Here is a 23154-nt window from a genome sequence, read left to right as displayed (position 1 = left end):
CTTCGGGTTGATCTCCCGACCCAGGGTTTCCTGCGCTGGATACAGCGCCGAGACCACTTCGGCGTACCCCGATCCCCGCCGATCAACAGCACGTCCACATCACTGCCTGGGCGGGTCTTGCCGCTGGCGCTGGAGCCGAACACGAAAGCTGCGCGGACCTGCCCCGCCAGCGGCGCAAGCGCCTGCGCCAGCCCCTCGGCCAGCCCGTAGTCTTGCGCAGGATGGAGGCCAGTTCCTCAAACACCTCGGGGTATTGGCGGCGTAGAGCACCTGGCTACCCTGCGGACTGCGGGTCAGCAGACCCGCTTCCACCAGTTTGGAAAGTTCGCGGGCCAGAGTTCCGGGTGTAGTGGCGGTCAGGCGGGCGATTTCGCGCACGTGATAGCTGTTCTCCGGATGCAGCAACAGCAGGCCCAATACGCCGCGTCGGCATCCAGGAAACAGGATGTTGGCCAGTGCCGAGTTCATCGAACCAAGTGTTGCCTTATTGGCATCGATTGCAGCCTTTCAGGCCACACCAGCAAGACCCTTCCCCCGCCGTGCGGGGGAAGGGTGCGGTCTCAGCCGGACAGGTGCTCGATCGCCGCGACGCTGCCCAGGCGGTCGCCCAGGGTGCGCAGCAGCGCCAGGCGGTTGCCACGCAGCGCCGGGTCCTCGGCGTTGACCATGACCCCGTCGAAGAACGCATCGACCTGCGGCCGCAGCCGCGCCAGCCGGCCCAGCACGCTGACGTAGTCCTTCTGCGCAAGCGCCGCGCCGGTGTCGTCGATTGCGGCGGCCACCGCCTCGGCCAGTTCGCTCTCGGCCGGCTCGCGCAGCAGCGCCGGGTCGATCGTGCCGGGGATGTCGCCCTCGGCCTTGCGCAGGATGTTGCGGATGCGCTTGTTGGCCGCGGCCAGCGCCTCGGCTTCCGGCAGCTGGGCGAAGGTGCCGATGGCGTCGATGCGGCGGTCGAAGTCGTACAGCGAGGCCGGCTTCAGCTCGGCCACGGCGTTGAAGTGCGTGGCCGGCACGCCCCTGTCGGCGTAGTAGCCGCGCAGGCGGTCGAGGATGAAGTCGTAGAGCTCATCTAGCCTTTCGGGCGCAACAACACCAGGATCCAGCTTGTCTTCTTCATCCCAATCTTGATATTGGACATCCATCGGATTCTGTAGATGAGCCAGCAGTACGGTCCGTTCTAGCTCATTCATCTGGCCAATTTTTGCCAGTTTCTCCCGTCGTTGAACAACAAGCTGACACCTTCCGGCGCCCCAGAACGCTTTCACCAGCAGCGCCGGCAGGTCCAGGTCGAAGCCCGACTCGATGATCGTGCGCGCCAGGCCCAGCGCATTGCGGCGCAGCGCGAACGGGTCCTTGTTGCCGGTCGGCTTCAGCCCCGCGGCGAAGCCACCGGCCAGGGTGTCCAGGCGCTCGGCGATCGCCAGCACCTTGCCCAGCGGCGAGGCGGCGATGTCGTCGGCGGCGAAGCGCGGCTGGTAGGCCTCGTCGATGGCCAGTGCGACCGCGGGCGATTCGCCACCGGCCACGGCGTAGTGGCGGCCGGCGATGCCCTGCAGTTCCGGGAACTCGCCCACCATGCGCGACTGCAGGTCGTTCTTGGCCAGCTCGGCGGCACGCCTGGCCTGCACCGGGTCGGCGCCCACCTGCGGCGCGATCACCTGCGCCAGCGCGCCGACCCGCTGCACCTTGTCGGCCACCGTGCCCAGCTTGGCCTGGTAGGTGACGCTCTTCAGGCCTTCGCCCATCGCCGCCAGGCCCTGCTTGAGGTCCTCGTCGAAGAAGAACTTGGCGTCGGAGAAGCGCGGGCGGATCACCCGCTCGTAGCCCTTGGCCACCTCGGCCACGTCCTTCGATTCGATGTTGGCGATGCCGATGAACTTCTCGGTCAGCCTGCCGGCGGCATCCAGCACCGGGAAGAACTTCTGGTTGATCTCCATCGTTTCGATCAGCGCTTCCTGCGGCACCGCCAGGAACTCGCGCTCGAAGCTGCACAGCACCGCCGACGGCCATTCGACCAGGTTGACCACCTGCTCCAGGTTGTCGTCGGTGATGCGCGCCACGCCGCCGGCCTGCGCCGCGGCGGCGTTGACCTCGTGCACGATGCGCTCGCGGCGCGCGTCGGCGTCGACCAGCACGCAGGCCGCCTTCAGCGATTCGATGTAATCGGACGGGTGGCTCAGCCACACCTGCTTGTCGGCCATGAAGCGGTGGCCGCGGCTGAAGCGGTCGGACTTCAGGCCGAGCAGCTCGGCGTCGACCACGTCGTTGCCGTGCAGCAGCACCAGCCAGTGCACCGGGCGGGCGAAGGCGTATTCGTGCGCGCCCCAGCGCATCGGCTTGGGGATCGGCATCGCGGCGATGGCCTCGCGCACGATCTCCGGCAGCAGCGTGGCGGTCTTCGCGCCCGGCGTCACCGAGCGCAGCACGAAGCGCTCGCCCTTGGCGTCGGTGGTGCGCTCCAGCGCGGTCCAGTCGATGCCGGCCTTGGCGGCGAAGCCCTGCAGCGCCTTGGTCGGTTCGCCATTGGCGTCCAGCGCGATGTTCAGGTACGGGCCGAACACTTCCGAGTGCTGCTCGGGCTGTTCGGTTTCCACGCCCGGCAGCAGCACCGCCAGGCGGCGCGGGGTGGACAGCGGCTTGGCGTCGTCGCGCTCGAAGGCGATGCCGCGCCGGGCCAGCCCGTCGATCACGCCGTCGAAGAACGCCTGCGCCAGGCCCGGCAGCGCCTTGACCGGCAGCTCCTCCACGCCCAGTTCGATCAGCAGCGGCTGCATGCTCATGCCTGCACCTCCTTGGCCGCCACCGCTTCCAGGCGCTTGGCCTCGTACAGTTTGGCCACCGCCTGGGCCAGCGCGCGCACGCGCAGGATGTAGCGCTGGCGTTCGGTCACCGAGATGGCGCGGCGCGCGTCCAGCAGGTTGAACGAATGGCTGGCCTTGCACACCTGTTCATAGGCCGGCAGCGGCAGCCCGGCCTCGACCAGCTTCTGCGCTTCCTGCTCGCAGGCGTCGAAGCGGTGGAACATTTCGGCCACGTCGGCATGCTCGAAATTGTAGGTGCTCTGCTCCACCTCGTTCTGGTGGTAGACGTCGCCGTAGCTGACCGGGGTGCCATCCGGACCGTAGGTCCACACCAGGTCGTAGACGTTGTCGCAGTTCTGCAGGTACATGCACAGCCGCTCCAGGCCGTAGGTGATCTCGCCCAGCACCGGCTTGCACTCCAGGCCGCCGGCCTGCTGGAAGTAGGTGAACTGGGTGACCTCCATGCCGTTGAGCCACACTTCCCAGCCCAGGCCCCAGGCGCCGAGGGTCGGCGATTCCCAGTTGTCCTCGACGAAGCGCAGGTCGTGCACCAGCGGGTCGATGCCCAGCGCCTTGAGCGAATCCAGGTACAGCTGCTGGATGTTGTCCGGGCTCGGCTTCATCGCCACCTGGTACTGGTAATAGCGCTGCAGGCGGTTGGGGTTCTCGCCGTAGCGGCCGTCGGTGGGGCGGCGGCTGGGCTGCACGTAGGCGGCGTTCCAGCTTTCCGGGCCGATCGAGCGCAGGAAGGTGGCCGGGTGGAAGGTGCCGGCACCCACTTCCAGGTCCAGCGGCTGGATCAGCACGCAGCCCTGCTTCGCCCAGTAGTCGTTGAGGGTCTGGATCAGGCCCTGGAAAGTGATGGGAACGGTGGGAGTCGCGGACATGCTGCCTGGGCCGTACGGATGGGTGCGCTAGTATAGCGAGCGACCGCGCGGCGGCCGCGCCAGCAAGGAGTTTCAGGTGGAACACACGGCCGCATCGAGCGTCCCGACCCCGCCATCCCCGGTGGCCATCGCCCCCGGCCGGCTGCAGTTCGCCAACATCGCCGCGGCGGTGCTGGGCGACGGCCTGGTGGCCGCGCACGACCAGGAGCGCATCCGCTTCTCCGCGCAGGGCGCGCGCAACGCCAGCGAGGTGCACCCGCTGGTGCTGCTGGCCAACCTCAAGCTGGCCGCCGCGCCCCCGGCTTCCGGCGAACTCGGGCTGGAGCGGCTGACCGAGTGGCTGGCCGGCCGCACCGGGGTCCGCTACCTGCGCATCGACCCGACCCGGGTGGACGTGGCCAACGCCACCGCCGTGGTCTCGCACGCCTATGCCCGGCGCCACCGGATCCTGCCGCTGGCGATGGACGCCGAACGGGTGCTGGTGGCCACCAGCGAGCCGATGGCGCGCGACTGGATACCCGACCTGCAGCACCTGACCCGGCGCCGGATCGAGATCGTGCTGGTCAACCCGCTGGACCTGCACCGCTACTCGATGGAGTTCTTCGGCGTCACCCGCTCGGTGCGCAGTGCCCGCAGCGACGCGCGCGGCGACGGCAGCAGCCTGCCCAGCTTCGAGCAGCTGGTGGAACTGGGCCGCGCCGGCGACGTCAACGCCGACGACCACCACGTGGTCAGCATCGTCGACTGGCTGCTGCAGTACGCCTACGAGCAGCGCGCCAGCGACATCCACCTGGAACCGCGCCGCGACATGGGCCGGGTGCGGTTCCGCATCGACGGCGTGCTGCACAAGGTGTTCGAGCTGCCGCCGGCGGTGATGACCGCCGTGGTCAGCCGCATCAAGGTGCTCGGGCGCATGGACCTGGCCGAGCGCCGGCGCCCGCAGGACGGCCGCATCAAGACCCGCTCCCCGGGCGGGCGCGAGGTCGAGATGCGCCTGTCGACCATGCCCACCGCGTTCGGCGAGAAGTGCGTGATGCGCATCTTCGACCCGGACGCGGCGTTCAAGAGCATCGAGCAGCTGGGCTTCAGCCCGGAGGAGGCCGCCGGCTGGAACGAACTGGTCGCGCGCCCGCACGGCATCGTGCTGGTCACCGGCCCCACCGGCTCGGGCAAGACCACCACCCTGTACTCCACGCTCAAGCGGCTGGCCACGCCGGACGTCAACGTGTGCACGGTGGAGGACCCGATCGAGATGATCGCGCCCGAGTTCAACCAGATGCAGGTGCAGACCAACATCGACCTGGACTTCGCCAGCGGCGTGCGCACCCTGCTGCGCCAGGACCCGGACATCATCATGATCGGCGAGATCCGCGACCTGGAGACCGCGCAGATGGCGGTGCAGGCCTCGCTGACCGGCCACCTGGTGCTGTCCACCCTGCACACCAACGACGCCCCCTCGGCCATCACCCGCCTGCTCGACCTGGGCGTACCGCACTACCTGATCGCCTCCACCGTCAACGGTGTGCTGGCGCAGCGGCTGGTGCGCACGCTGTGCCCGCACTGCAAGCGCGCCGACGTGCTCGACGACGAGGACTGGGCGCCGCTGCGTGATGGCAATGAGGCATTACCTGATGCCATCCACGCCTGTGCGCCGGTGGGTTGCCTGGAGTGCCGGCGCACCGGCTACCTGGGCCGGATCGGCCTGTATGAGCTGCTGCCACTGGGCCCGCGGCTGCGTTCGCTGATCCGCGCGGACATGGACCTGGCCGGTTTCAGCCACGCCGCACGCGCCGAGGGGCTGCGCACGCTGCGCCGGACCGGGCTTGAAAAGGTGGCGCAGGGGCTGACTACAATCGAGGAAGTCCTGTCGGTCCTGCCCCCAGCGGAATGAAACCCCCGCCGTTCCTCATCATCGAAACCGGGCAGCCGTTCCCGAGCTTGCGCCGTTACGGCCGTTTCCCGCACTGGATCCGCGTCGCCGCGGGCCTGGAACAGGCCGAGACCGTGGTGGTCAACGTCGAACAGGGTCAACGCCTGCCCGCGCGCCAGGGTTTCGCCGCCACCATCGTCACCGGCTCGGCCGCGTTCGTCACCGACCGCGCCGAGTGGAGCGAGCGCAGCGCCGACTGGCTGCGCGACGCCGCCCACGCCGGGATGCCGCTGCTGGGCATCTGCTACGGCCACCAGCTGCTGGCGCATGCGCTCGGCGGGCAGGTGGACTACAACCCGGCCGGGCGCGAATCGGGCACCATCCGCCTGGAACTGGACCCGGCCGCCGCCGCCGACCCGCTGTTCGCCGGCCTGCCCCCCAGCTTCCCGGCCCAGGCCACCCACCTGCAGACCGTGCTCCAGGCGCCGGCCGGCGCCACCGTGCTGGCGCGTTCGGCGCAGGACGGCTGCCACGCCTTCCGCTGGGGCGAGCACGCCTGGGGCCTGCAGTTCCACCCGGAATTCGCCACCCACCACATGCGCGGCTACGTGCGCGCCCGCGCCGACTGCATTGCCCGCCACGGCGGCTGCGCGCGCGCCGTGGCGCGCCAGGTCAGCGCCGCGCCGCAGGCACGCCAGCTGCTGCGCCGTTTCGTGCGCCACGCCCGCGCGGTGTGATGCCCGCGCCGGCGCGCGCACCGGCTCCGCGCCGCTGGCGGAATGCGGGGTTCCGCGGCGCGACTCGCCCGTCAGCCGGGTTCGGGCGATAATCCGCCCACGCCGGCGTGGTGCCGGCGCTCCCCCTTTTCGGAACTGCAATGGGCGATATTCGCAAGGTGCCGGCCTCCGCCGGCGCGGAATGGCTGCTGGCCGGCTTCGGCCTGCTCAGGCGCGCGCCGCTGGCGCTGGGTTCGCTGGGCATCCTCTGGGGCGTGGGCGCTTCGCTGGTGCTGTCGCTGTCGCTGCTGGTGCCGGCGCTGGGCACCCTGGTGCAGTTCCTGCTGCTGCTGGCCGGGCCGCTGTTCATGGGCGGCCTGCTGTGGGCCGTGCGCGAAGTGGACCAGAACCGGCCGGCGCGGCCGGCGCACCTGCTCGAGGGCGTGCGCGAAGGCCGCGCCCCGCACCTGCTGGTGGCGCTGCTGCCGCAGCTGGTGGCCGCGCTGCTGCTGGGCACGCTGCTGCTGGTGCTGGTCGGCAGCGACGGCCTGCAGCGGCTGTCGGAGGTGATGCTGCGGATCAACGAACTGAGCCAGTCCGGCGCGCAGCCGGACCCGGCGCAGATCGAGGCGCTGGTGGCGACGCTGCCGGCCGGGCGCATCCTGCTGTGGCTGCTGCTGATGCTGGCCACCTTCGCCGCACTGACCCTGGCGCTGTTCGTGATGCCGCCGCAGGTGATGTTCCAGCGCATCGGCGGCTGGCACGCGCTGCGCCGCAGCCTGCGCTCGAGCCTGCGCAACCTGCCGGCGATGTTGGTGTTCTTCGTGCTGGCCTTCGTCGCCATCTTCGCGATCTATTTCGCGGTGATGATCCTGGCGATCATCGTCGGCCTGGTGGCCGGCCAGACCGTGGCCATGGCGTTGGCGCAGCTGCTGCTGATGGCCGTGCTGATGCCGGTGTTCGCCGGCGCGGTGTACGCGGCCTGGAAGCAGATGCTCGGCCCGTCCGCGGACAAGACGGCAGCGGCGCCGGACATGCACGTCATCGAAGCCTGAGCCGCGCCACGGTGGCGGAGCGGTACGCAACCGCGCCGGCCAGGCTGTCGTGCCTGGCGATCATCGTCGGCCTGGTGGCCGGCCAGACCGTGGCCATGGCGTTGGCACAGTGGCCGTGCTGATGCCGGTTGTTCGCCGGCGCGGCGTATGCGGCCTGGAAACAGATGCTCGGCCCGGCCGCGGCCAGGACGGCAGCGGCGCCGGACATGCACGTCATCAAAGCCTGAGCCGCGCCACGGCGGCGGTGCGGTACGCAACCGCGCCGGCCAGGCGGTGGCATGGCGTCGTGCGCGGCCGCGCGCCTGCCTATGGTTCGGAAACCGGCTGCTTGCGCGGTTGCAGCCAGCGCGCGGCGTGGATGCCCAGCTCGTAGAGCACGCACATCGGGATGGCCAGCATCAGCTGCGAAACCACGTCCGGCGGGGTCAGCACCGCGGCCAGCACGAAAATGCCGACGATGGCGTAGCCGCGCCCCTCGCGCAGCTGCTGCGGCGTGACCCAGCCCAGCAGCACCAGGATCACCATCGCCACCGGCAGCTCAAAGCTCGCACCGAAAGCGAAGAAGATCGCCAGCACGAAATCCAAATACGCATTGGCGTCCGGGGTGATGGCGATCACCTCCGGGCGGAAGGTGGTCAGGAAATGGAACACCGCCGGCAGCACCAGGAAATAGGCGAACGCGCAGCCGATGTAGAACAGCGCCACCGCCGAGGCGAGCAGCGGCACCGCCAGGCGCTTCTCGCGCGCATACAGGCCCGGCGCGACGAATGCCCAGGCCTGGTACAGCAGCCACGGCACGGCAATGAACACGGCGGTGAAGAAGGTCAGCTTGAGCGGCGCGAAGAACGCCCCGGCCGGATTGGTGGCGATCATCGACTGCCCGGCCGGCAGCTGCGACACCAGCGGCGTGGCCAGGTGGTTGTAGAGCGTGCGCGCGAACGGCAACAGCGCCAGCAGCACCACGCCCAGCCCCAGCAGCCCGCGCACCAGGCGCGCGCGCAGTTCCACCAGGTGCTCGATCAGCGGGCTTTCGTTGAAGTTCTCGCTCATGGGGCGCGCTCCGGCGGCAGCGCTGCGCCCGTCGTTCCGGTCATGTCCGCTGCCGGGGTCTGCACGGCGTCAGGCGCCGGCAGCGCCTGCGCCGCCGGGTCCGCGGCTGCATCGGCGGCGGGCGGCGCGGGCGCGGCAACGGCATCGACTTCATCGCGCAGCGCATCGACGTCGCCGCGCAGCCGGGTGGCACCCTCGTGCAGGTCGCGCTCGGCCTGCTGCACCGACTGGCGCACGCTGCGCAGGTTGCGCTGCAGCTCCTCTGCCTGCAGTTCGCGCTCGAGCTCCTGCTTGACCGAATCCCACTGGTTGCGCGCACGGCGCACCCACAACCCGGCAAAGCGCGCCGCCTTGGGCAGCCGTTCGGGGCCCAGAACCACCAGCGCCACCACCGCGATCAGCAGCAGTTCGCTGAAGCCGATATCGAACACGCGGGGAACCTTCGGTTCAGCGCGTCTCGCGGTCGCGCTCGGCCTGCGTATCGCGGCTGGATTCGCGCTCGCGCGATTCGTCGTTCAGGCGCGCCGGCGGGGTGTCGTCATCGCGCATGCCCTTCTTGAATTCCTTGACCGCGCTGCCCAGATCCTTGGCGCCGCTCGTCAGCCGCTTGGTGCCGAACACCAGCACGACGATGACCAGCACGATCAACCAATGCCAGATGCTGAAACTGCCCATGATCCGCTCGCGTTATTCGGTGTGGAGGCCAGTGAGCATAGCGCACCCGGCCCCGCCGGACGCCCGTGCCGAAGGTCAGTTGCCGCCGTCCAGCGATTCGGTGCGGATTTCGCCTTCGGACACCGGCTGGAAACCCTGCTGCGGCGCGGGCTCGGCGGTGGCCGGCTGCAGCGGCTGGGTGGTCGCCTCGCTGCCCTGCTGCGGGGCGTTGCCGGACACGGCGACCGGCTGGGTGCGCGGCGCCGACGACGCCACCGGCGCGGCGGTGCCCTGGGTACCGCGCTTCTCGCGCGCGGCGTAGGTGGACTCCTCCAGGCGGTCGCGGAAGGCGACCACGTCGGCCGAAGGCGCCGCATTCAGGCGCCCCTCCAGGATCATCCGCGGGGTGGTGCCCTGGCCGTAGGCGTCGAGGTTGGCGGCATCGTCGATGGACAGCACCGCGCCATCCAGCGCCACCCCGGCGAACAGCCCGCGGGCGCGCGACCACGACCAGATCTCGGCCTTGAGCTGGCCATCGGTGGCGGCGGCGGCGCTGCGGCCGACCGGGCCGGCGGCCACGCCGGCGTCGGCGCCCAGGGTGAACTTGCCGTTGACGATGTTGTCCAGGCTGCGGTTGTTGCGGAACACCAGGATCACGTCGGAGGACTGCACCCCGGCCTGGAAGCCGATGCTGCCACCGGTGAGCTTGACGAACACCGGGTTGGACCAGCTGCCATCGGGGTTCTTGACCGACATCAGGCCATGCCCGCGGCGGCCGCCGAGGACCAGCCCGGCCTTGATCGTGTCGGGGATGACGATGATCGCGCGGCCCTCGTCGAGCAGCTTGTCGGGAATGGCCTGCTCCGGGATCTCCTGGATCTCGCCGAGCACGCGCACGGCGTTGCGGGCGCGCTGGTCCTCCTGCGGCCCGGCCAGGGCGGTGGCGGACAACAGGCTCGCGGACAACAGCAGGGCGATGTACGGCAGGCGGCGCATGGCGGACTCCACAGGTCGATGCACGGAAAGATACGGCAAGGTGTCGAGATTGGAAGCGGGGCGATGAACGGGCGAGGAATGGACGAGGGCGAGTGAAGAGAAGTGAGGAGTGAGAAAAGGCAGAGCAGGAGCGATTCCCGCCTGCACGGCGGATGACGACTCTACCTTTTGTCATGGATGACAGCCTTGGTTTTGGGCTTTGCCGTTGCTTCTCTCTCACTCCTGCCTCCCCACTCCCCTTCCCCTACTCTGCCCTCTCGTCCCTCTCCACTCGTTCCCGGCTTTCAGCCACAATGCGCGCATGTCCGACGCACCCACCACCGCGCTGCTCGCGGTCAACCTAGGCACGCCCGAGACACCCACCGCCCCGGCGGTACGTCGCTACCTGGCCGAGTTCCTCGGCGACCGGCGCGTGGTCTCGATTCCCCCCCTGCTGTGGAAGCCGCTGCTGTATGGATTGATCCTGCCGCTGCGCGGCGGCCGCTCGGCGCACAAGTACGCACAGGTGTGGATGGCGGAGGGCTCGCCGCTGGCGGTGCATACCCGCCGCCTGGTGGCCAACATCGCCCGCGAACTGCCGCACTGGCAGGTACGCGAGGCCATGCGCTACGGCCAGCCGGCGCTGCAGCCGGCGCTGGACGCGCTGGCCGCGGCCGGTGCCACGCGCATCGTGGTGCTGCCGCTGTACCCGCAGTATTCGACCACCACCACGGCCTCGGTCGAGGACAAGGTGCAGGAGTGGCAGGCCCGCCACCGCGACGTACAGGTCCACACCATCCGCGACTATGCCGACGACCCGCAATGGGTGGCGGCGGTGGCCGCCTCGATCCGCGACTACTGGCAGGCGCACGGCCGCGGCGACCGCCTGGTGTTCTCCTTCCATGGCATCCCGCAGCGGCTGGCGGACGCTGGCGACCCGTATCCGCAGCGCTGCGAAGCCAGCGCGCGGGCGATCGCCGCGGCGCTGGAACTGGGCGACGGCGACTGGCAGCTGGCCTACCAGTCGCGCTTCGGCCGCGAGCGCTGGCTGCAGCCCTATGCCGAACCCACGCTGTGGGCGCTGGCCGAGGGCGGCGCGCGGACGCTGGACGTGGTCTGCCCGGGCTTCGCCACCGACTGTCTGGAAACGCTGGAGGAAGTGGCGATGGGTTTCACCGCCACCGTCGCCGAGCGCGGCGCCACCATGCGCTACATCCCCTGCCTGAACGACGCTCCCGCACATGCCCGCGCGCTGGCCGCGCTGGCCGTCGCCCAAGGCGCATGACCACGCCGTTCGAACTGGACGCCGGCGGCCTGCGCGTGGCCGGGCTCCGCGCCGGCACCCGCGGCGGCACGCCGGTGCTGGCACTGCACGGCTGGCTCGACAACGCCGCCAGCTTCGTCCCGCTGGCGGCGCGGCTGCCGGCGCTGGACTGGGCGCTGGTGGACCTGCCCGGCCACGGCCTGAGCGACCCTCTGCCTGCCGACGCGGCGTACACCACGCCGCAGGCGATCGTGCAGGTACTGGCGATCATGGACGCGCTGGGCTGGGAGCGCTGCGTGCTGCTGGGCCACTCGATGGGTGCGGCGATCGCCAGCCTGGTGGCGGCGGTGGCGCCACGGCGGACGCAGGCGCTGGTCGCCATCGAGGCGCTGGGCGGCCTTGCCGCACCCGCCTCGCAGACCGTCGAACGCCTGCGCGCGCACGTGGCGGCACTGGCCGCGTTCAGCGACAAGCAGTTGCGCGTGTTTGCCGATATCGCCGCGCCGGTGCGCGCGCGCATGCTGGCCAACCAGCTGGACGAGGCCTCGGCGCGGCTGCTGGTTGAACGCGGCGTGGGCCCGGTCGCCGGGGGCTGGAGCTGGCGCAGCGACCCGCGGCTGATGCTGCCCACCGCGGTGCGCATGACAGAAGAGCAGGTGCGCGACGTGCTGGGCGCGATCCAATGCCCGGCGCAGGTGATCTATGCCACGCCGGCGCAACCCTACTTTCCCGAGCCCGAGCGCAGCCAGCGCGCGGCGTTGCTGGCGCATGGCCGCCTGCACACGCTGCCCGGGCACCACCACCTGCACATGGACCAGCCCGAAGCGGTGGCGGTGGTGATCCGCGATTTCCTCGGGACGATTCCCGGCGGCTGAGGCCGCGGCGACCGCGCGCGGATGCGCGCCAGGCGGCTGCGTCAGGCGCCGCGCAGCAACTGCCGCAGGGTCGCCTTGAGCCGGCGGCCTTCCTCGCGCAGGTAGTCGCGTTCGTGCCGCCAGTGCGGGAAACGCGCCTCCACCTCGGCCCAGAAGGCCGGCGAATGGTTGGCCTGCAGCAGGTGGCACAGCTCGTGGACCAGCACGTACTCGAACGCCGCCGGCCGCGCCAGCGCCAGCGCCAGGTCCAGCGCCATCGAACCGTCCGGCGCCAGCGAGCCCCACTGCGAGGACATCACCTTCAGCCGCACCCGCGCGGGCGCGCGTGGCAGCCCCGGCAGGTAAGCGGGCAGCCAGTGCCCGACATCGGCGCGCATCCGCGCCTCGTAGAACTCGCGCAGCACGCGCCGCAGCGAAGCGTCGCCGGCCCGCGCCGGCAGCTGGATGCAGGCGCCTCCGGCATCCACCTCGATCCGGGTGAAACGGCCTTCCTGCCAGCGCACCGGCAGCAACGACCCGCGCAGCGGCAGCACGCCGGGTTCGCGCAATGCCAGCGGCGGCGCCAGCAGGCCCTCGCCATCGAACCGCGCCAGCTGCTGCTGCAGCCACTGCCGGTTGGCCTGCAGGAAGCGCTCGCCGGACGCCAGGCTGGCGCGCAGCGGCAGGGTCAGCCGCGCGCCGCGTTCATCGACGCTGAGCTTGAGCCGCCGCGCACGCGGGTCGCGCACGCGCAGCACGTCGATCTCGGCATCGTCCAGGCGCAGCCGCACGGTGTCGCGCTGGATGACGGGCGCGGCGACGGAGGCCAGGCGGCGGAACAGGGTGGTCATTGCTCCAGCATAGTCCCTGGGCGGCCGCCGGGACGGTCGGCGGATCGCCTGTTCAGCTGTCGGCCTTGCTCAGCTTGAACGCCTGCTCCAGCAGCAGGAACAGGCGCCGGATCTCGCCGCTCTGCAGTGCGAACCGGGCGTCGAGTTCGGCGCGGCGGCCTTCCTCGTCGATGTGTTCGAGCTGGTCCAGGGCGCCGTCGAGGAACTTGAGCTTGCGCACGATCAGGTCGTCGCCGAGCACGAAGGACAGGTTGTCCTCGAACACCAGCGCCAGCTTGGTGACCTGCTTGCCGGCGTCCAGGTGCTTGTCGATCTCGTCGCAGCGCAGTTCCTGGTGCTGGCACTTGACCACCGCGCCGCCCTCGACCGGGTCCTTCATCTCGCACTCTTCGCCCAGGCTCAGGCCGTCGGGCAGGGGCTCGCCGGCGATCCACGCGGTCAGGATCGCGCGCGGCGCGACCTCGGCGTTCAGCGGCATCGCCGGGAAACTGCCGAGCATGCCGCGGATGTCGCTCATCACGTTCTCGCCGGTCTTGCGGCTGGAGCTGTCCACCGCGACGTAACCGTGCTGCAGGTCGAGGAAGGCGTCGGTGCGCGAGCTCTTGACGAAGGCGCGCGGCAGCAGCTCGTGCAGCAGGTCATCCTTGAGCCGCTTGCGCTCGCGGCCGCCGGGCTTGCGCCCTTCCTTCTCCTCGATCTCCTCCAGCTTCCGCGCCAGCAGGTCGTTGACCACCGCGCCGGGCAGGATCTTCTCCTCGCCGCCGACGGTGAGCCACAGCGCATCGCCGATGCGGTGCGAGAACTGCTCCTTCTCTTCGCGCCCGAACGGCGAGATGAAGCCGCGCGAACTCATTTCCAGCGCACCGACCGGCTTGAGCGCGACGTGCGGCAGCAGGGTGTCGACCTCGGAGAAATCAACCGAGGTGGGAAAGCGGAACAGGGTGAGATTCTTGAAGAACATGGATGTCCTGCGAAATGCGTGATCGGCGGAAGGAATCCTCCCGCCCGGAAAAAGCGCCGCGACGCGGCGCATGAATCATGACGGCCGCGCCGCCTCAGTCCTCTTCCTGCGGAAGCGCGGCCTGCTTGTCGCCGCCGGCCAGCCATGCGTGCGCATCGGGCAGCGGCGCGTCGTCGCGGCGGCCCAGCGCCATGAAATCGAACAGGTTGGGATCGGCCATCTGCGAGGGGCGGATGTCGCCCAGCGCGCGTGCGATCTGCTCGATGCGGCCGGGGTGGTCCTTCTCCCACTGCTGCATCATCAGCCCGACCTGCTTGCGCTGCAGGTTCTCCTGGCTGCCGCACAGGTTGCACGGGATGATCGGGAACCGGCGCGCCGCCGCGTAATCGATGATGTCGCTCTCGCGCACGTAGGCCAGCGGGCGGATCACCACATGCTTGCCGTCGTCGCTGCGCAGCTTGGGCGGCATGCCGGAGATCTTGGCGTGGTGGAACAGGTTCATGAAGAACGTGGCCACCATGTCGTCGCGGTGGTGGCCCAGCGCGATCTTGGTGAAACCGTTGGCCTCGGCGTAGCTGTACAGCGAGCCGCGTCGCATGCGCGAGCACAGCGAACACATGGTCTTGCCTTCCGGGATCACCCGGCTGACCACCGAATAGGTGTCCTGCTCGATGATGTGGTACGGCACGCCGATGCCGGCCAGGTACTCCGGCAGCACGTGCTCGGGGAATCCCGGCTGCTTCTGGTCCAGGTTCACCGCGACCAGCTCGAACGGCACCGGCGCCTTCTTCTGCAGCTGCAGCAGGATGTCCAGCAGGGTGTAGCTGTCCTTGCCGCCTGACAGGCAGACCATGACCTTGTCGCCGGCCTCGATCATGCCGAAGTCGGCGATGGCCTGGCCGACCTGGCGGCGCAGGCGCTTGCCGAGCTTGTGGTGTTCGCGTTCGGCCACGCGTGGATCGCGGGCGCGCGGGGCGGGATCGGGAAGGGGAATGACGGCACTCATCGCATGCATTCTACCGGCTGGCCCACCGCTCCACAGCGGCGGGTGACACGGGCTGGCACAAAAGCGTCATGGCGACGTCACGCCGCGCTGACAGCATCCCGGGCTCCCCCGTCCAGCCCCTGGGTCCATCGTGCTCGATAACCGTCTTGCTTCCGCTGTCTGCCGTGCGCTGCTGCTGTCCTCCGCCCTTGCTCCGGCTTCCGTGCTCGCCCAGGAGGCCGCCAGCGCCTCCCGCTCCTCCGCCAAGGACCTGGATACGGTGATCGTCACCGGCCGCAGCGGCACCGGCGTGCGCACCAAGGCCGAGACCAGCTACTCGATCACCAACATCGAGGAAGAGCAGCTGCGCATGCAGGCACCGACCAGCGTGACCGAAGCGCTCAAGTCGGTGCCCGGGTTCTGGGTGGAAGCCTCCGGCGGCGAGGCCAGCGGCAACATCCGCGCGCGCGGCATCCCGGTCGACGGCTTCGGCTCGGTCACCCTGCTGGAAGACGGCATCCCGGTGGTGCATGACCCGGCGCTGGGCTACCTCAACGGCGACCAGGCGTTCCGCCTGGACGAGACCATCGAACGCATCGAGGTGGTCCGCGGCGGCCCGGCGTCGGTGATGTATTCCAACGCGCCGGCCGGTGCGATCAACTTCATCCCGCGCCAGGTCGGCGAGGACGCCAGCGGCGTGTTCAAGTACACCGCCGGCGACAGCGGCCTGAACCGCCTGGACTTCGCCTACGGCAGCCCGCTGGCCAATGGCTGGAAGCTGTTACTGGGAGGCTTCTACCGGGTCGAGGACGGCGTGCGCGACCCGGGCTTCAACAGCAACGACGGCGGCCAGTTCCGGCTGAACCTGGCCCGGGAATTCGAGGGCGGGCGCTTCAGCATCGACGCCAAGCGCATGGATGACCGCGTTGCCCTGTACCTGGGCATCCCGATGTACACCAACGGCAACGGCGACATCCGCGCGGTGCCCGGCTTCGATGGCAACCATGGCACGCTGGCCGGCCCGGAAACGCGCTACCTGTCGATGAAGACCGCCGATGGCCGCGGCTGGGACTTCGACAACAGCGAAGGCACCCATGTGAAACGCGACCAGCTCACGTTCAAGCTGGAGACCGCACTGGGCGGCGACTGGGAACTGGCGCAATCGGCGCGCTTCAGCCGCACTGACACCATCCGCAACGGCGTGTTCCCCAACTCGCTGACGCCGGCGGCCACGTTCCTCGCCGGGCAGAAACAGCTGCTGGCGTCGGTGCCGGGCGCCACCGCGCTGGGCCTGCGCTACGTGAATGGAAGCGGCGGCTTCGACACCGCCAGCCAGAATGGCAACGGCCTGCTGGTGGTCGGCGGCCTGCGCGGGCTGGACATCCCGGTGCGCGAGTTCGTCAGCGACACGCGGCTGATGCGCAGCTTCGCGCTCGGTGGCCAGCAGCACGACCTCACCGTGGGCTACTACCTGGCCTCCACCCGCGAGGACTACACCCGCTATTCGTCCTCGGTGCTGATGGATGCGGCCAACAACGCCCGCCTGCTCGACCTGGTCGCGCTGGATGCCAACGGCAACGTGGTGCGCACGCTCAGCGACAACGGCGTGTGGCGCTACGGCTACGAGTGGAACAACGCCTCCGGCGAACAGAAGACCCAGGCCTTCTATGTCAGCGACGAGTGGCAGGTGAACGACAGGCTGCGCATCGACAGCGGCCTGCGCTGGGAGAAGGCCAGCAGCAGCGGCTGGAACGAGGTGCGCCGCAGCGTCAACGGCGGCACCCTGGCGACCTCGCAGATGCTCACCGGCTCGGGCCTGTACGTGAACCACGACCTGGCGTCACACGACCTGGGCTGGTCGGTCGGCGCCAACTGGCAGTTCAACGACGGCATGGGCGTGTTCGGCCGCTGGACCTCGGCGTTCCGCCTGCCCAGCCTGGGCAACTACCTCACCCGCAACGACAACTGCGACCCGACCTCGGCGGCGACCGTCGCCGCCTGCGCAGCGGCCAACGGCAAGGCAGCCGACACCCAGACGATGGACCTGGCCGAAGTCGGCTTCAAGTTCGCCAACCCGCTGTTCAGCGCCTACGCCACGGCGTTCTACACCAAGTACGACAACGTCGGCTTCAGCAACTACCGCTTCAACCCGGACACCGGCGTGTCCACCCGCGAAGCCGGCTATGCCAGCACCCGCACGTTCGGCCTGGAACTGGAGACGGCGTGGTATCCCAGCGACTGGTTCGACCTGCGCGTCAACGCCACCTGGCAGGATGCGCAGTACCGCGACCTGCGCTACAGCGAACTGGTCAATGGCGCGCCGGTGCTGCGCGATTTCGTCGGCAACCAGCTGATCCGGGTACCGGAGCTGGGCGCGCGCGTGGTCGCCGGCCTCAACCTGCTCGACCAGCGCCTGCGCCTGCAGGCCGCCGCCGAGCACCAGGGCGAGCGCTACGTGGACACCGCCAACTCGGTGCGGCTGCCGTCCTACCGGCTGCTCAACCTCAGCGCGCGTTACGAGCTGACCGACCGCGTGTCGATGTACGGCTACATCGACAACGTCAGCAACTCGCTGGGCCTGACCGAGGGCAATCCGCGCGCCGGCGAGCTGGCCAGCAGCGACGCGGGTGCCAGCGCCTTCATCGCGCGGCCACTGCTGGGCCGCAACTACCGCCTGGCCCTGATGTACCGGTTCTGATGCGCGCCCTGTCCGCGATGATGCTGGCGGCACTTGCCGCCAGCCCCGGCGCCCACGCCGCGCAGACCCTGCAACTGCAGGGCACGCTCAGCGGCAAGGACCATCAACGTTACCTGGAGCTGCCGTTCGGCGTGCCCGAGGGCACCGGCAGGGTGGACATCACCCTGCATCATGACGGCGCCGGCGAGCGCACCGTCATCGACCTCGGGCTGCTGGACGCACAGGGCTTCCGCGGCTGGAGCGGCGGTTCGCGGCGCGCGGTCACGGTTTCCCGCTACGACGCCACGGGTGGCTACCTGCCCGGCGCATTGCCGGCAGGCCAGTGGAAGGTGCTGCTCGGCATTCCCAACATCCGTGCCACGGCACGCACGCCCTACACCGTCAGCGTGACGCTGTGGGACGAGGGCGAAGTGCAGGCCGGCAGGGACCGCGTGCCGCAGGTGCTGCGCGAGGAACCGGCCTGGTACCGCGGCGACCTGCACATGCACAGCACCCACAGCGACGGCAGCTGCGCCAGCCAGCAGGGCAACAAGGTGCCCTGCCCGCTGTTCCTGAGCCTGCAGGCGGCGGCGCGGCAGGGCCTGGATTTCGTCGCGGTCACCGAGCACAACACGGCTTCGCACCTGGAGGAGCTCGCCCGCCACCAGCCATGGTTCGACCGCCTGCTGCTGATTCCGGGCATGGAGGTCACCACCTTCCAGGGCCACGCCAACGTGTTCGGCGTCAACGGGCCGCTGCCGTTCCGGCTCGGCGACACCCTGCCCGACTGGAACCCGCTGCTGCGCCAGGTCAACGACAGCGGTGCGCTGCTGTCGATCAACCACCCGGCGCTGGCCTCGGGCGAGGCGTGCATGGGCTGCGGCTGGACCCCCGCCAGACCGGTGGACATGGACGCGGTCGCCGCGGTGGAGGTGGTCAATGCCAGCCAGGCCGATGGCCCGCGCGCGGGCGTCGGCTTCTGGGAGCAACAGCTGCAGCAGGGCCGGCGCATGACCGCCATCGGCGGCAGCGACAGCCATGATCCGGGCGCGGCCGATGGCCCCTCGCCGATCGGCCGGCCCGCCACCCTGGTGCATGCGCCGGCGCTGTCGCGCGACGCGATCCTCGCCGCGCTGAGGCAGGGGCGGGTGGTGGTGGACGTGCGCAACGTCGCCGGCAGCCGGTTGGACCTGTGGCTGCGTGGCGCGGACGGCCAGCGCACCGGGATGGGCCAGCAACGGGACCTGGCCGCCGGACAGTGGGCCACCGTGCACGCCGAGCTGGACTATCCCCGCCCGCTGCGCGTCGAGTTCGTCATCGACGGCCAGCGCCACCCCGCCACGGTGGAAACCGGCGCGGACGGCAGCCAGCGGGCCAGCCTGCGCTGGCGCTCGGATGGCAAGCGGCACTGGTTGCGCGTGGATGCGCGCGATGCCGACGGCAGCCTGTTGATGCTGGGCAATCCGGTGTACGTGAACTGGTCCCGCTGACCGGCTAAGCTGGCGGCATGTCCGAGCTGCCGTCCCTCGCCGAGATCAGCCAGCGCATCGCCGAACTGCGGGCCGAGCACCGCAGCCTGGACGAACGCATCGGCAGGCTCGCCGCCAACCCGGATGACGAACTGGACGCGAAGCGGCTGAAGAAGCGCAGGCTGCAGCTCAAGGACTGCATCGCCCGCCTGGAAAGCATGCTGATTCCCGACGAGCCGGCCTGAACCGCAGCGCCGCCACGCCCGCCACTCAGGCCGCGTGGCGGGCGATGACCCGGTTCGCTTCCAGCAGCGATGCACCGCTTTGCCGGCGGTAGGCCCGGATCGCGGCGATCCTGTTCCCGCTGCGCAGCAGCGCCTTCACCGCGTCCGACGGGTCGGGCAAGGCGGAAACATCACGCGGCGGGCGCAGGGCGTGCAGCGCGGCGAACACGCTGGCGATCGCCACCCCCCAAAAAAAATCCGATGGCCGCATTGCCGTCTCCTTCCACTGCCCGGTGCAGGGGAATCCTCAGCCCGCCGCCGGTTCCTCCGGCTTCACCGCCTCCGGGCTCACCCGCTCGATGGTGTGGCGCAGTTCGCGGCCGAGGATGAACTTGGCGTCCTTGGCCCAGGCGTCCAGGCGCTCGTCGAACAGCAGCTTGCTGTTCTCGTCCGGCCACACCAGGCGCAGCTCGCGCATCTTCTGGATGAAACCGCGGAACAGGGTTTTGTCGAAGAACTCCGGCGCGGCCGGAGCGTAGAGCAGGCTCAGGCGCTGCGCGGCCTGCTGGCACAGGCTCTCCAGTTCGGCCGCGCCGAGCACGCCGGGGCCGTTCTTCACCAGCACCGAGATGGCGATGTAATAGCGCTCGAACGCCTGTTGCAGCGAGTGGCCGATGGCGCGCAGGCGGAATACTTCATCGGTCTGGCCGGTGCTGCGCGCGAGCATGCCGCCCTCGTCCTCGCCCACCTGCTGCAGCAGGCCTTCGCGCACGAACACGTTGATGGTCTGCTCGATGCGCGCGGCGAATTCGTCCTCGGTCCACGGCAGGAACAGCTCCTGCTGCAGGAACGGGTACAGCCCGCGGCCCAGCCGCAGCAGGCCGGCGCGGCTCATGCGGCGGTTGTTCTGGAAACAGCAGGCCACCCACGAGGACGCGGTGAACAGGTGCAGCACGTTGTTGCGGAAATAGCTCAGCAGCACCGCGGTATCGCCGCTGACGCTGAGCACGTCGCCCAGCGGGTGCTTGACCCGGGTGAGGACGTTGATCTCCTCGGCGTGGGCGATGATGCGCTCGGGCGAATGCGGGGTGACCGTCACCCGGTCCGAATACGGCAGCTCCACCAGCAGCTTCTTGCACAGCTCGATCTGCGCGATCAGGTCGGCCTCGCCCATGGCGTGCTTGGGCGTGGACAGCAGCGCCAGCGCCAGCAGGTTGATCGGGTTGACGTCGGCGGCGCCGTTGATGCGTACCTGGATCTGCTCGGCCAGGGTATCGACCGTGCTAGACAGCCACGACGGCTTCTCGTCCTCGGACACCGGCTGGCCATCCCATTCCGGCGCCTTCTCGGCCAGCACGTCGTTCAGCGCGATCGGCTCACCGAAGTTGACCACCACCTGGCCGTAATTCTGCTTGAGCACCTTGGGGATGCCCCACAGCAGCGCCCAGATCGACTCCTTTTCCTTCGGCCGCCCGGACAGCTCGTCCAGGTAGCTGTTGCCCTCCATCAGCTTCTCGTAGCCGATGTAGATGGGCTGGAACAGCACCGGCTTGCGCGGCTGCCGCAGGAACGCGCGCAGGGTCATCGAGATCATGCCGCCCTTGGGCTGCAGCAGGCGCCCGGTGCGCGAGCGCCCGCCCTCGACGAAGTACTCGATCGAATAGCCACCGGCCACCAGCTGCGCCACGTATTCGCTCAGCACCGCCGAGTACAGCGCGTTGCCGCGGATGCTGCGGCGGATGAAGAACGCGCCGCCCTTGCGCAGCAGCGTGCCGACCACCGGCAGGTTGAGGTTGATGCCGGCCACGATGTGCGGCGGCACGATGCCGCGGTCGTACAACAGGTAGCTCAGCAGCAGGTAGTCCATGTGGCTGCGGTGGCTGGGCACGTAGATCACTTCGTGCCCGGGCGCGGCTTCCTTGAACTTGTCCAGGTGGTGGACCAGCACGCCGGCGTAGATGCGGTTCCAGACGTGGGTCAGCATGAAACTGGCCGAGCGCACCACCGGGCTGGAATAGTCGGCGGCGATCTCCCAGGCATAGCCCTGCGCTTTCTTCCAGGCATCGGCCGGCCGGGAGTTGTCGCGCTTGGCCTGGGCGGCGATGGCCTCACGCACCGGCTCGGCTTCCAGCACCTTGTCCACCAGCAGGCGGCGGGTGGACAGGTCCGGGCCGATGATCGATTCACGGATGCGGCGGAAGTGCGCGCGCAGCACGCGCTGCAGCTTGCGCACGGTGCGTTCGGGCTCCAGCCCCTCTTCCACGGTCTCGCGCAGCGAAATCGGCGCGGCGAAGCGCACGATGCTGTCGCGGCCGTTGAGCAGCACCGCCAGCAGGCGGCGGAAGCGGCCGACCAGCGCCCAGTTTTCCGAGAACAGCACCGCGAACCAGCCGCTCTGCTTGTCCGGCGCGCGGCCGACGAAGATCGACACCGGCACCAGCTGCACGTCCAGCGCCGGGTTGGCGCGGTGCGCCTGCAGCAGCCGCGCCAGCGAGTCGGAATGGGTGCGGGCACCGCGCTGCTCGGGGATCAGCGCGTTGTTGCTGGAGCGCCGCGACAGCGCGACATAGGCGCGCTTGCGCCCGGTCGGGTCGCCGGCCAGCGGCACCAGCGGCGACGGCAGGCCCGCGTCACGGCAGGCCTTGTCCAGGATCAGCGCGTTGGACAGGCCGTAGTCCTCCAGCACGTAGACCACCGGCTGCGCCGGGTCGTGCTGCAGTTGCTCGGGCTCGATCTTCAGGCCGAGCCACGGCTCGATCAGGCGGCCCAGCAGGCGCGCCCACAGCGGGCGCCGGCCCGGGCGTACGGGCGGTCGGCCGGCCGTGGCCGGCAGGGGGGAGGCGGCCGCGGCGCTGGTGTCGCCCGGCGGCAGGAGTTCGCCCTGGTCGGGCCCTGGATTCTGTTTCGACATCGGCGACATTATGGCGTAGCTGCCGCCGCCCGGCTGTTCCCGGCGTGGGCATCCGCGTCGGCGGCGGTGCCGGCCCCGGGGGACACGGTGTCCGCCGGTGGCGGCGCGGCGGCACGCGCGGCCGCCAGTACCGCGTCCACTTCGGCCAGGGTGCGGGCCAGGTACCAGTGGCCCTCCCGGCGCTGCAGCGCCACCTGCAGGTCGATGTCGTGGCCGGCCAGCGGGTACTGCACGTGGACCACGGCATGGTCGCCGTCCTGGCTGGCCAGGCCGGTGCGCATCTGCGCCACGCTGTCGTCCAGCGACAAGCCATAACTGGCCAGCACCTGTTTGCTGGCCGCGGCGAACGGTGACAGCCGCTGCAGGCTGCCGGTCATGCCCGCCGCCTGCAGCGCGGCGTCGCTGTCCAGGCCGGTGGCGCGCGCGGCGGTGGTCAGGGTAGTGATGGTCGAGCGGGCCAGTTTGGGATCGGACAGCGGCGCGGCCTGCGCCCAGGCGCTGAGTGCCTTGACCAGCTGCACGTAGTGGGCGCGTTCGTCGTCGCTGTAGTCGCCCTGGTGGCTGATGTACTGCTCGCCGAACAGGCCCAGCGAGTGCGCGGCCTGGCGCACGCCGGCGGCCTGCCCGGCGATCTGCGCCTTGAACGCGCGCTGCAGCCGGGTTTCGGCATCGGGCGCGGACAGCGTGGCCAGCAGCGCCGGCAGTTTGTCGTGCAGGGGCAACTGGTCCAGCGGCCAGCGGCTGTGGCCCTGGGCCCAGGCCGCCTCCAGCTCCGTGTACTGCGCCGGCGGCACCGCCGCGCGGGCATAGCCGGCCAGGTCGTTGTCGTGCAGGTGCTGGACCAGCTGGCGCACGGCCGCTGCCGGCTCGGTGGCCGCACCCGGCAAGGGCTCGGGCGTGCGCCGGCACCCGGCGGCGAGGACCGCCACGGCGCACAGGGAGAGCAGGAC

General features: G+C 70.1%; 21 protein-coding genes. 8 read left to right on the top strand and 13 right to left on the bottom strand.

Annotation, left to right across the window (positions count from 1 at the left end):
- Positions 1-560: 560 nt before the first annotated feature.
- Together glyS and glyQ are read right to left on the bottom strand one after the other, a co-directional pair.
- Positions 561-2780 carry a glycine--tRNA ligase subunit beta gene (gene glyS / locus MKP15_RS13685; RefSeq protein WP_240213081.1) on the bottom strand — a complete coding sequence of 740 codons (2220 nt, stop codon included), beginning with the start codon at positions 2778-2780 and terminating at the stop codon, positions 561-563.
- Positions 2777-3688 (bottom strand): glycine--tRNA ligase subunit alpha, encoded by a 912-nt coding sequence (gene glyQ, locus MKP15_RS13680; protein WP_104939982.1) that lies wholly within the window; start codon positions 3686-3688, stop codon positions 2777-2779. Before glyQ ends, glyS begins: the two co-directional genes overlap by 4 nt.
- 121 nt (positions 3689-3809) lie before the next feature.
- Here glyQ and MKP15_RS13675 point away from each other — a divergent pair, with 121 nt between their 5' ends.
- From MKP15_RS13675 to MKP15_RS13665, 3 genes are all read left to right on the top strand, one after another.
- A complete protein-coding gene (locus MKP15_RS13675; RefSeq protein WP_104939983.1) occupies positions 3810-5579 on the top strand; it encodes a GspE/PulE family protein in 1770 nt (589 codons plus the stop codon).
- Complete coding sequence (locus MKP15_RS13670) at positions 5576-6295, top strand: glutamine amidotransferase (RefSeq protein WP_240213080.1); 720 nt, start codon at positions 5576-5578, stop codon at positions 6293-6295. The genes MKP15_RS13675 and MKP15_RS13670 overlap by 4 nt, the downstream gene beginning before the upstream one ends.
- Before the next feature lie 140 nt (positions 6296-6435).
- Complete coding sequence (locus tag MKP15_RS13665; protein WP_240213079.1) at positions 6436-7329, top strand: BPSS1780 family membrane protein; 894 nt, start codon at positions 6436-6438, stop codon at positions 7327-7329.
- Here MKP15_RS13665 and MKP15_RS13660 read toward each other — a convergent pair.
- The 5 genes from MKP15_RS13660 to MKP15_RS13640 all read right to left on the bottom strand — a co-directional run bounded on the left by MKP15_RS13660 (position 7316) and on the right by MKP15_RS13640 (position 10029).
- On the bottom strand, positions 7316-7537 hold the full coding sequence (locus tag MKP15_RS13660) for a hypothetical protein (protein ID WP_240213078.1): 222 nt from the start codon (positions 7535-7537) through the stop codon (positions 7316-7318). The two genes, MKP15_RS13665 and MKP15_RS13660, sit on opposite strands and share 14 nt — an antisense overlap.
- 98 nt (positions 7538-7635) lie before the next feature.
- Positions 7636-8379: a twin-arginine translocase subunit TatC gene (gene tatC, locus MKP15_RS13655; RefSeq protein ID WP_240213077.1), complete on the bottom strand. Its 744-nt coding sequence runs from the start codon at positions 8377-8379 to the stop codon at positions 7636-7638.
- Entirely contained in the window at positions 8376-8810 is a 435-nt protein-coding gene (gene tatB / locus MKP15_RS13650) for a Sec-independent protein translocase protein TatB (RefSeq protein ID WP_240213076.1), read from the bottom strand. Before tatB ends, tatC begins: the two co-directional genes overlap by 4 nt.
- A gap of 16 nt (positions 8811-8826) precedes the next feature.
- The gene (gene tatA, locus MKP15_RS13645; protein WP_104939991.1) at positions 8827-9054 is read right to left on the bottom strand and encodes a Sec-independent protein translocase subunit TatA; all 228 of its coding nucleotides are present in this window, start codon (positions 9052-9054) and stop codon (positions 8827-8829) included.
- 75 nt (positions 9055-9129) lie between these two features.
- The gene (locus MKP15_RS13640; protein ID WP_240213075.1) at positions 9130-10029 is read right to left on the bottom strand and encodes a lipid-binding SYLF domain-containing protein; all 900 of its coding nucleotides are present in this window, start codon (positions 10027-10029) and stop codon (positions 9130-9132) included.
- A gap of 301 nt (positions 10030-10330) precedes the next feature.
- Between MKP15_RS13640 and hemH the strand changes: the two genes are divergently transcribed.
- Complete coding sequence (gene hemH / locus MKP15_RS13635; protein WP_104939992.1) at positions 10331-11293, top strand: ferrochelatase; 963 nt, start codon at positions 10331-10333, stop codon at positions 11291-11293.
- The gene (locus MKP15_RS13630; RefSeq protein WP_240213074.1) at positions 11290-12147 is read left to right on the top strand and encodes an alpha/beta hydrolase; all 858 of its coding nucleotides are present in this window, start codon (positions 11290-11292) and stop codon (positions 12145-12147) included. Before hemH ends, MKP15_RS13630 begins: the two co-directional genes overlap by 4 nt.
- 41 nt (positions 12148-12188) lie before the next feature.
- On the opposite strand, the gene MKP15_RS13625 is transcribed toward MKP15_RS13630, so the two are convergent.
- From MKP15_RS13625 to ttcA, 3 genes are all read right to left on the bottom strand, one after another.
- On the bottom strand, positions 12189-12977 hold the full coding sequence (locus MKP15_RS13625) for a SprT family zinc-dependent metalloprotease (RefSeq protein WP_240213073.1): 789 nt from the start codon (positions 12975-12977) through the stop codon (positions 12189-12191).
- Between the two features lie 52 nt (positions 12978-13029).
- Complete coding sequence (locus MKP15_RS13620; RefSeq protein WP_104939995.1) at positions 13030-13938, bottom strand: recombination-associated protein RdgC; 909 nt, start codon at positions 13936-13938, stop codon at positions 13030-13032.
- A 94-nt stretch (positions 13939-14032) separates the two neighbouring features.
- Complete coding sequence (gene ttcA / locus MKP15_RS13615; protein WP_199776740.1) at positions 14033-14944, bottom strand: tRNA 2-thiocytidine(32) synthetase TtcA; 912 nt, start codon at positions 14942-14944, stop codon at positions 14033-14035.
- Positions 14945-15074: 130 nt separating this feature from the next.
- On the opposite strand from ttcA, the gene MKP15_RS13610 reads away from it, so the two are divergent.
- From MKP15_RS13610 to MKP15_RS13600, 3 genes are read left to right on the top strand one after another with little or no spacing between them, the layout of a single operon-like run.
- On the top strand, positions 15075-17621 hold the full coding sequence (locus tag MKP15_RS13610) for a TonB-dependent receptor (RefSeq protein WP_240213072.1): 2547 nt from the start codon (positions 15075-15077) through the stop codon (positions 17619-17621).
- Positions 17621-19090 carry a CehA/McbA family metallohydrolase gene (locus tag MKP15_RS13605; protein WP_240213071.1) on the top strand — a complete coding sequence of 490 codons (1470 nt, stop codon included), beginning with the start codon at positions 17621-17623 and terminating at the stop codon, positions 19088-19090. Before MKP15_RS13610 ends, MKP15_RS13605 begins: the two co-directional genes overlap by 1 nt.
- Positions 19091-19107: 17 nt before the next feature.
- Positions 19108-19314: a YdcH family protein gene (locus tag MKP15_RS13600; protein WP_240213070.1), complete on the top strand. Its 207-nt coding sequence runs from the start codon at positions 19108-19110 to the stop codon at positions 19312-19314.
- A gap of 25 nt (positions 19315-19339) precedes the next feature.
- Here MKP15_RS13600 and MKP15_RS13595 read toward each other — a convergent pair whose 3' ends face one another.
- The 3 genes from MKP15_RS13595 to MKP15_RS13585 form a co-directional block, all read right to left on the bottom strand.
- Positions 19340-19537, bottom strand: a complete 198-nt coding sequence (locus MKP15_RS13595) for a hypothetical protein (RefSeq protein ID WP_161614586.1) — start codon at positions 19535-19537, stop codon at positions 19340-19342.
- Positions 19538-19600: 63 nt separating this feature from the next.
- On the bottom strand, positions 19601-22213 hold the full coding sequence (gene plsB, locus MKP15_RS13590; protein ID WP_161614585.1) for a glycerol-3-phosphate 1-O-acyltransferase PlsB: 2613 nt from the start codon (positions 22211-22213) through the stop codon (positions 19601-19603).
- Positions 22213-23058 (bottom strand): hypothetical protein, encoded by an 846-nt coding sequence (locus MKP15_RS13585; RefSeq protein WP_240213069.1) that lies wholly within the window; start codon positions 23056-23058, stop codon positions 22213-22215. The genes plsB and MKP15_RS13585 overlap by 1 nt, the downstream gene beginning before the upstream one ends.
- Between the last annotated feature and the right edge of the window lie 96 nt (positions 23059-23154).

Source organism: Stenotrophomonas sp. Y6 (assembly GCF_022436665.1).
GTDB classification, from domain to species: Bacteria; Pseudomonadota; Gammaproteobacteria; order Xanthomonadales; family Xanthomonadaceae; genus Stenotrophomonas; species Stenotrophomonas acidaminiphila_A.
This window is presented reverse-complemented; position numbering and strand designations above follow the sequence as displayed.

Coding starts and splice junctions, on each gene's coding strand:
- glyS (WP_240213081.1), bottom strand. CDS start 2,780: ATGAGCATGCAGCCGCTGCTGATCGAACTGGGCGTGGAGGAGCTGCCG.
- glyQ (WP_104939982.1), bottom strand. CDS start 3,688: ATGTCCGCGACTCCCACCGTTCCCATCACTTTCCAGGGCCTGATCCAG.
- MKP15_RS13670 (WP_240213080.1), top strand. CDS start 5,576: ATGAAACCCCCGCCGTTCCTCATCATCGAAACCGGGCAGCCGTTCCCG.
- MKP15_RS13665 (WP_240213079.1), top strand. CDS start 6,436: ATGGGCGATATTCGCAAGGTGCCGGCCTCCGCCGGCGCGGAATGGCTG.
- MKP15_RS13660 (WP_240213078.1), bottom strand. CDS start 7,537: ATGTCCGGCGCCGCTGCCGTCCTGGCCGCGGCCGGGCCGAGCATCTGT.
- tatC (WP_240213077.1), bottom strand. CDS start 8,379: ATGAGCGAGAACTTCAACGAAAGCCCGCTGATCGAGCACCTGGTGGAA.
- tatA (WP_104939991.1), bottom strand. CDS start 9,054: ATGGGCAGTTTCAGCATCTGGCATTGGTTGATCGTGCTGGTCATCGTC.
- MKP15_RS13640 (WP_240213075.1), bottom strand. CDS start 10,029: ATGCGCCGCCTGCCGTACATCGCCCTGCTGTTGTCCGCGAGCCTGTTG.
- hemH (WP_104939992.1), top strand. CDS start 10,331: ATGTCCGACGCACCCACCACCGCGCTGCTCGCGGTCAACCTAGGCACG.
- MKP15_RS13630 (WP_240213074.1), top strand. CDS start 11,290: ATGACCACGCCGTTCGAACTGGACGCCGGCGGCCTGCGCGTGGCCGGG.
- MKP15_RS13625 (WP_240213073.1), bottom strand. CDS start 12,977: ATGACCACCCTGTTCCGCCGCCTGGCCTCCGTCGCCGCGCCCGTCATC.
- MKP15_RS13620 (WP_104939995.1), bottom strand. CDS start 13,938: ATGTTCTTCAAGAATCTCACCCTGTTCCGCTTTCCCACCTCGGTTGAT.
- ttcA (WP_199776740.1), bottom strand. CDS start 14,944: ATGAGTGCCGTCATTCCCCTTCCCGATCCCGCCCCGCGCGCCCGCGAT.
- MKP15_RS13605 (WP_240213071.1), top strand. CDS start 17,621: ATGCGCGCCCTGTCCGCGATGATGCTGGCGGCACTTGCCGCCAGCCCC.
- MKP15_RS13600 (WP_240213070.1), top strand. CDS start 19,108: ATGTCCGAGCTGCCGTCCCTCGCCGAGATCAGCCAGCGCATCGCCGAA.
- plsB (WP_161614585.1), bottom strand. CDS start 22,213: ATGTCGCCGATGTCGAAACAGAATCCAGGGCCCGACCAGGGCGAACTC.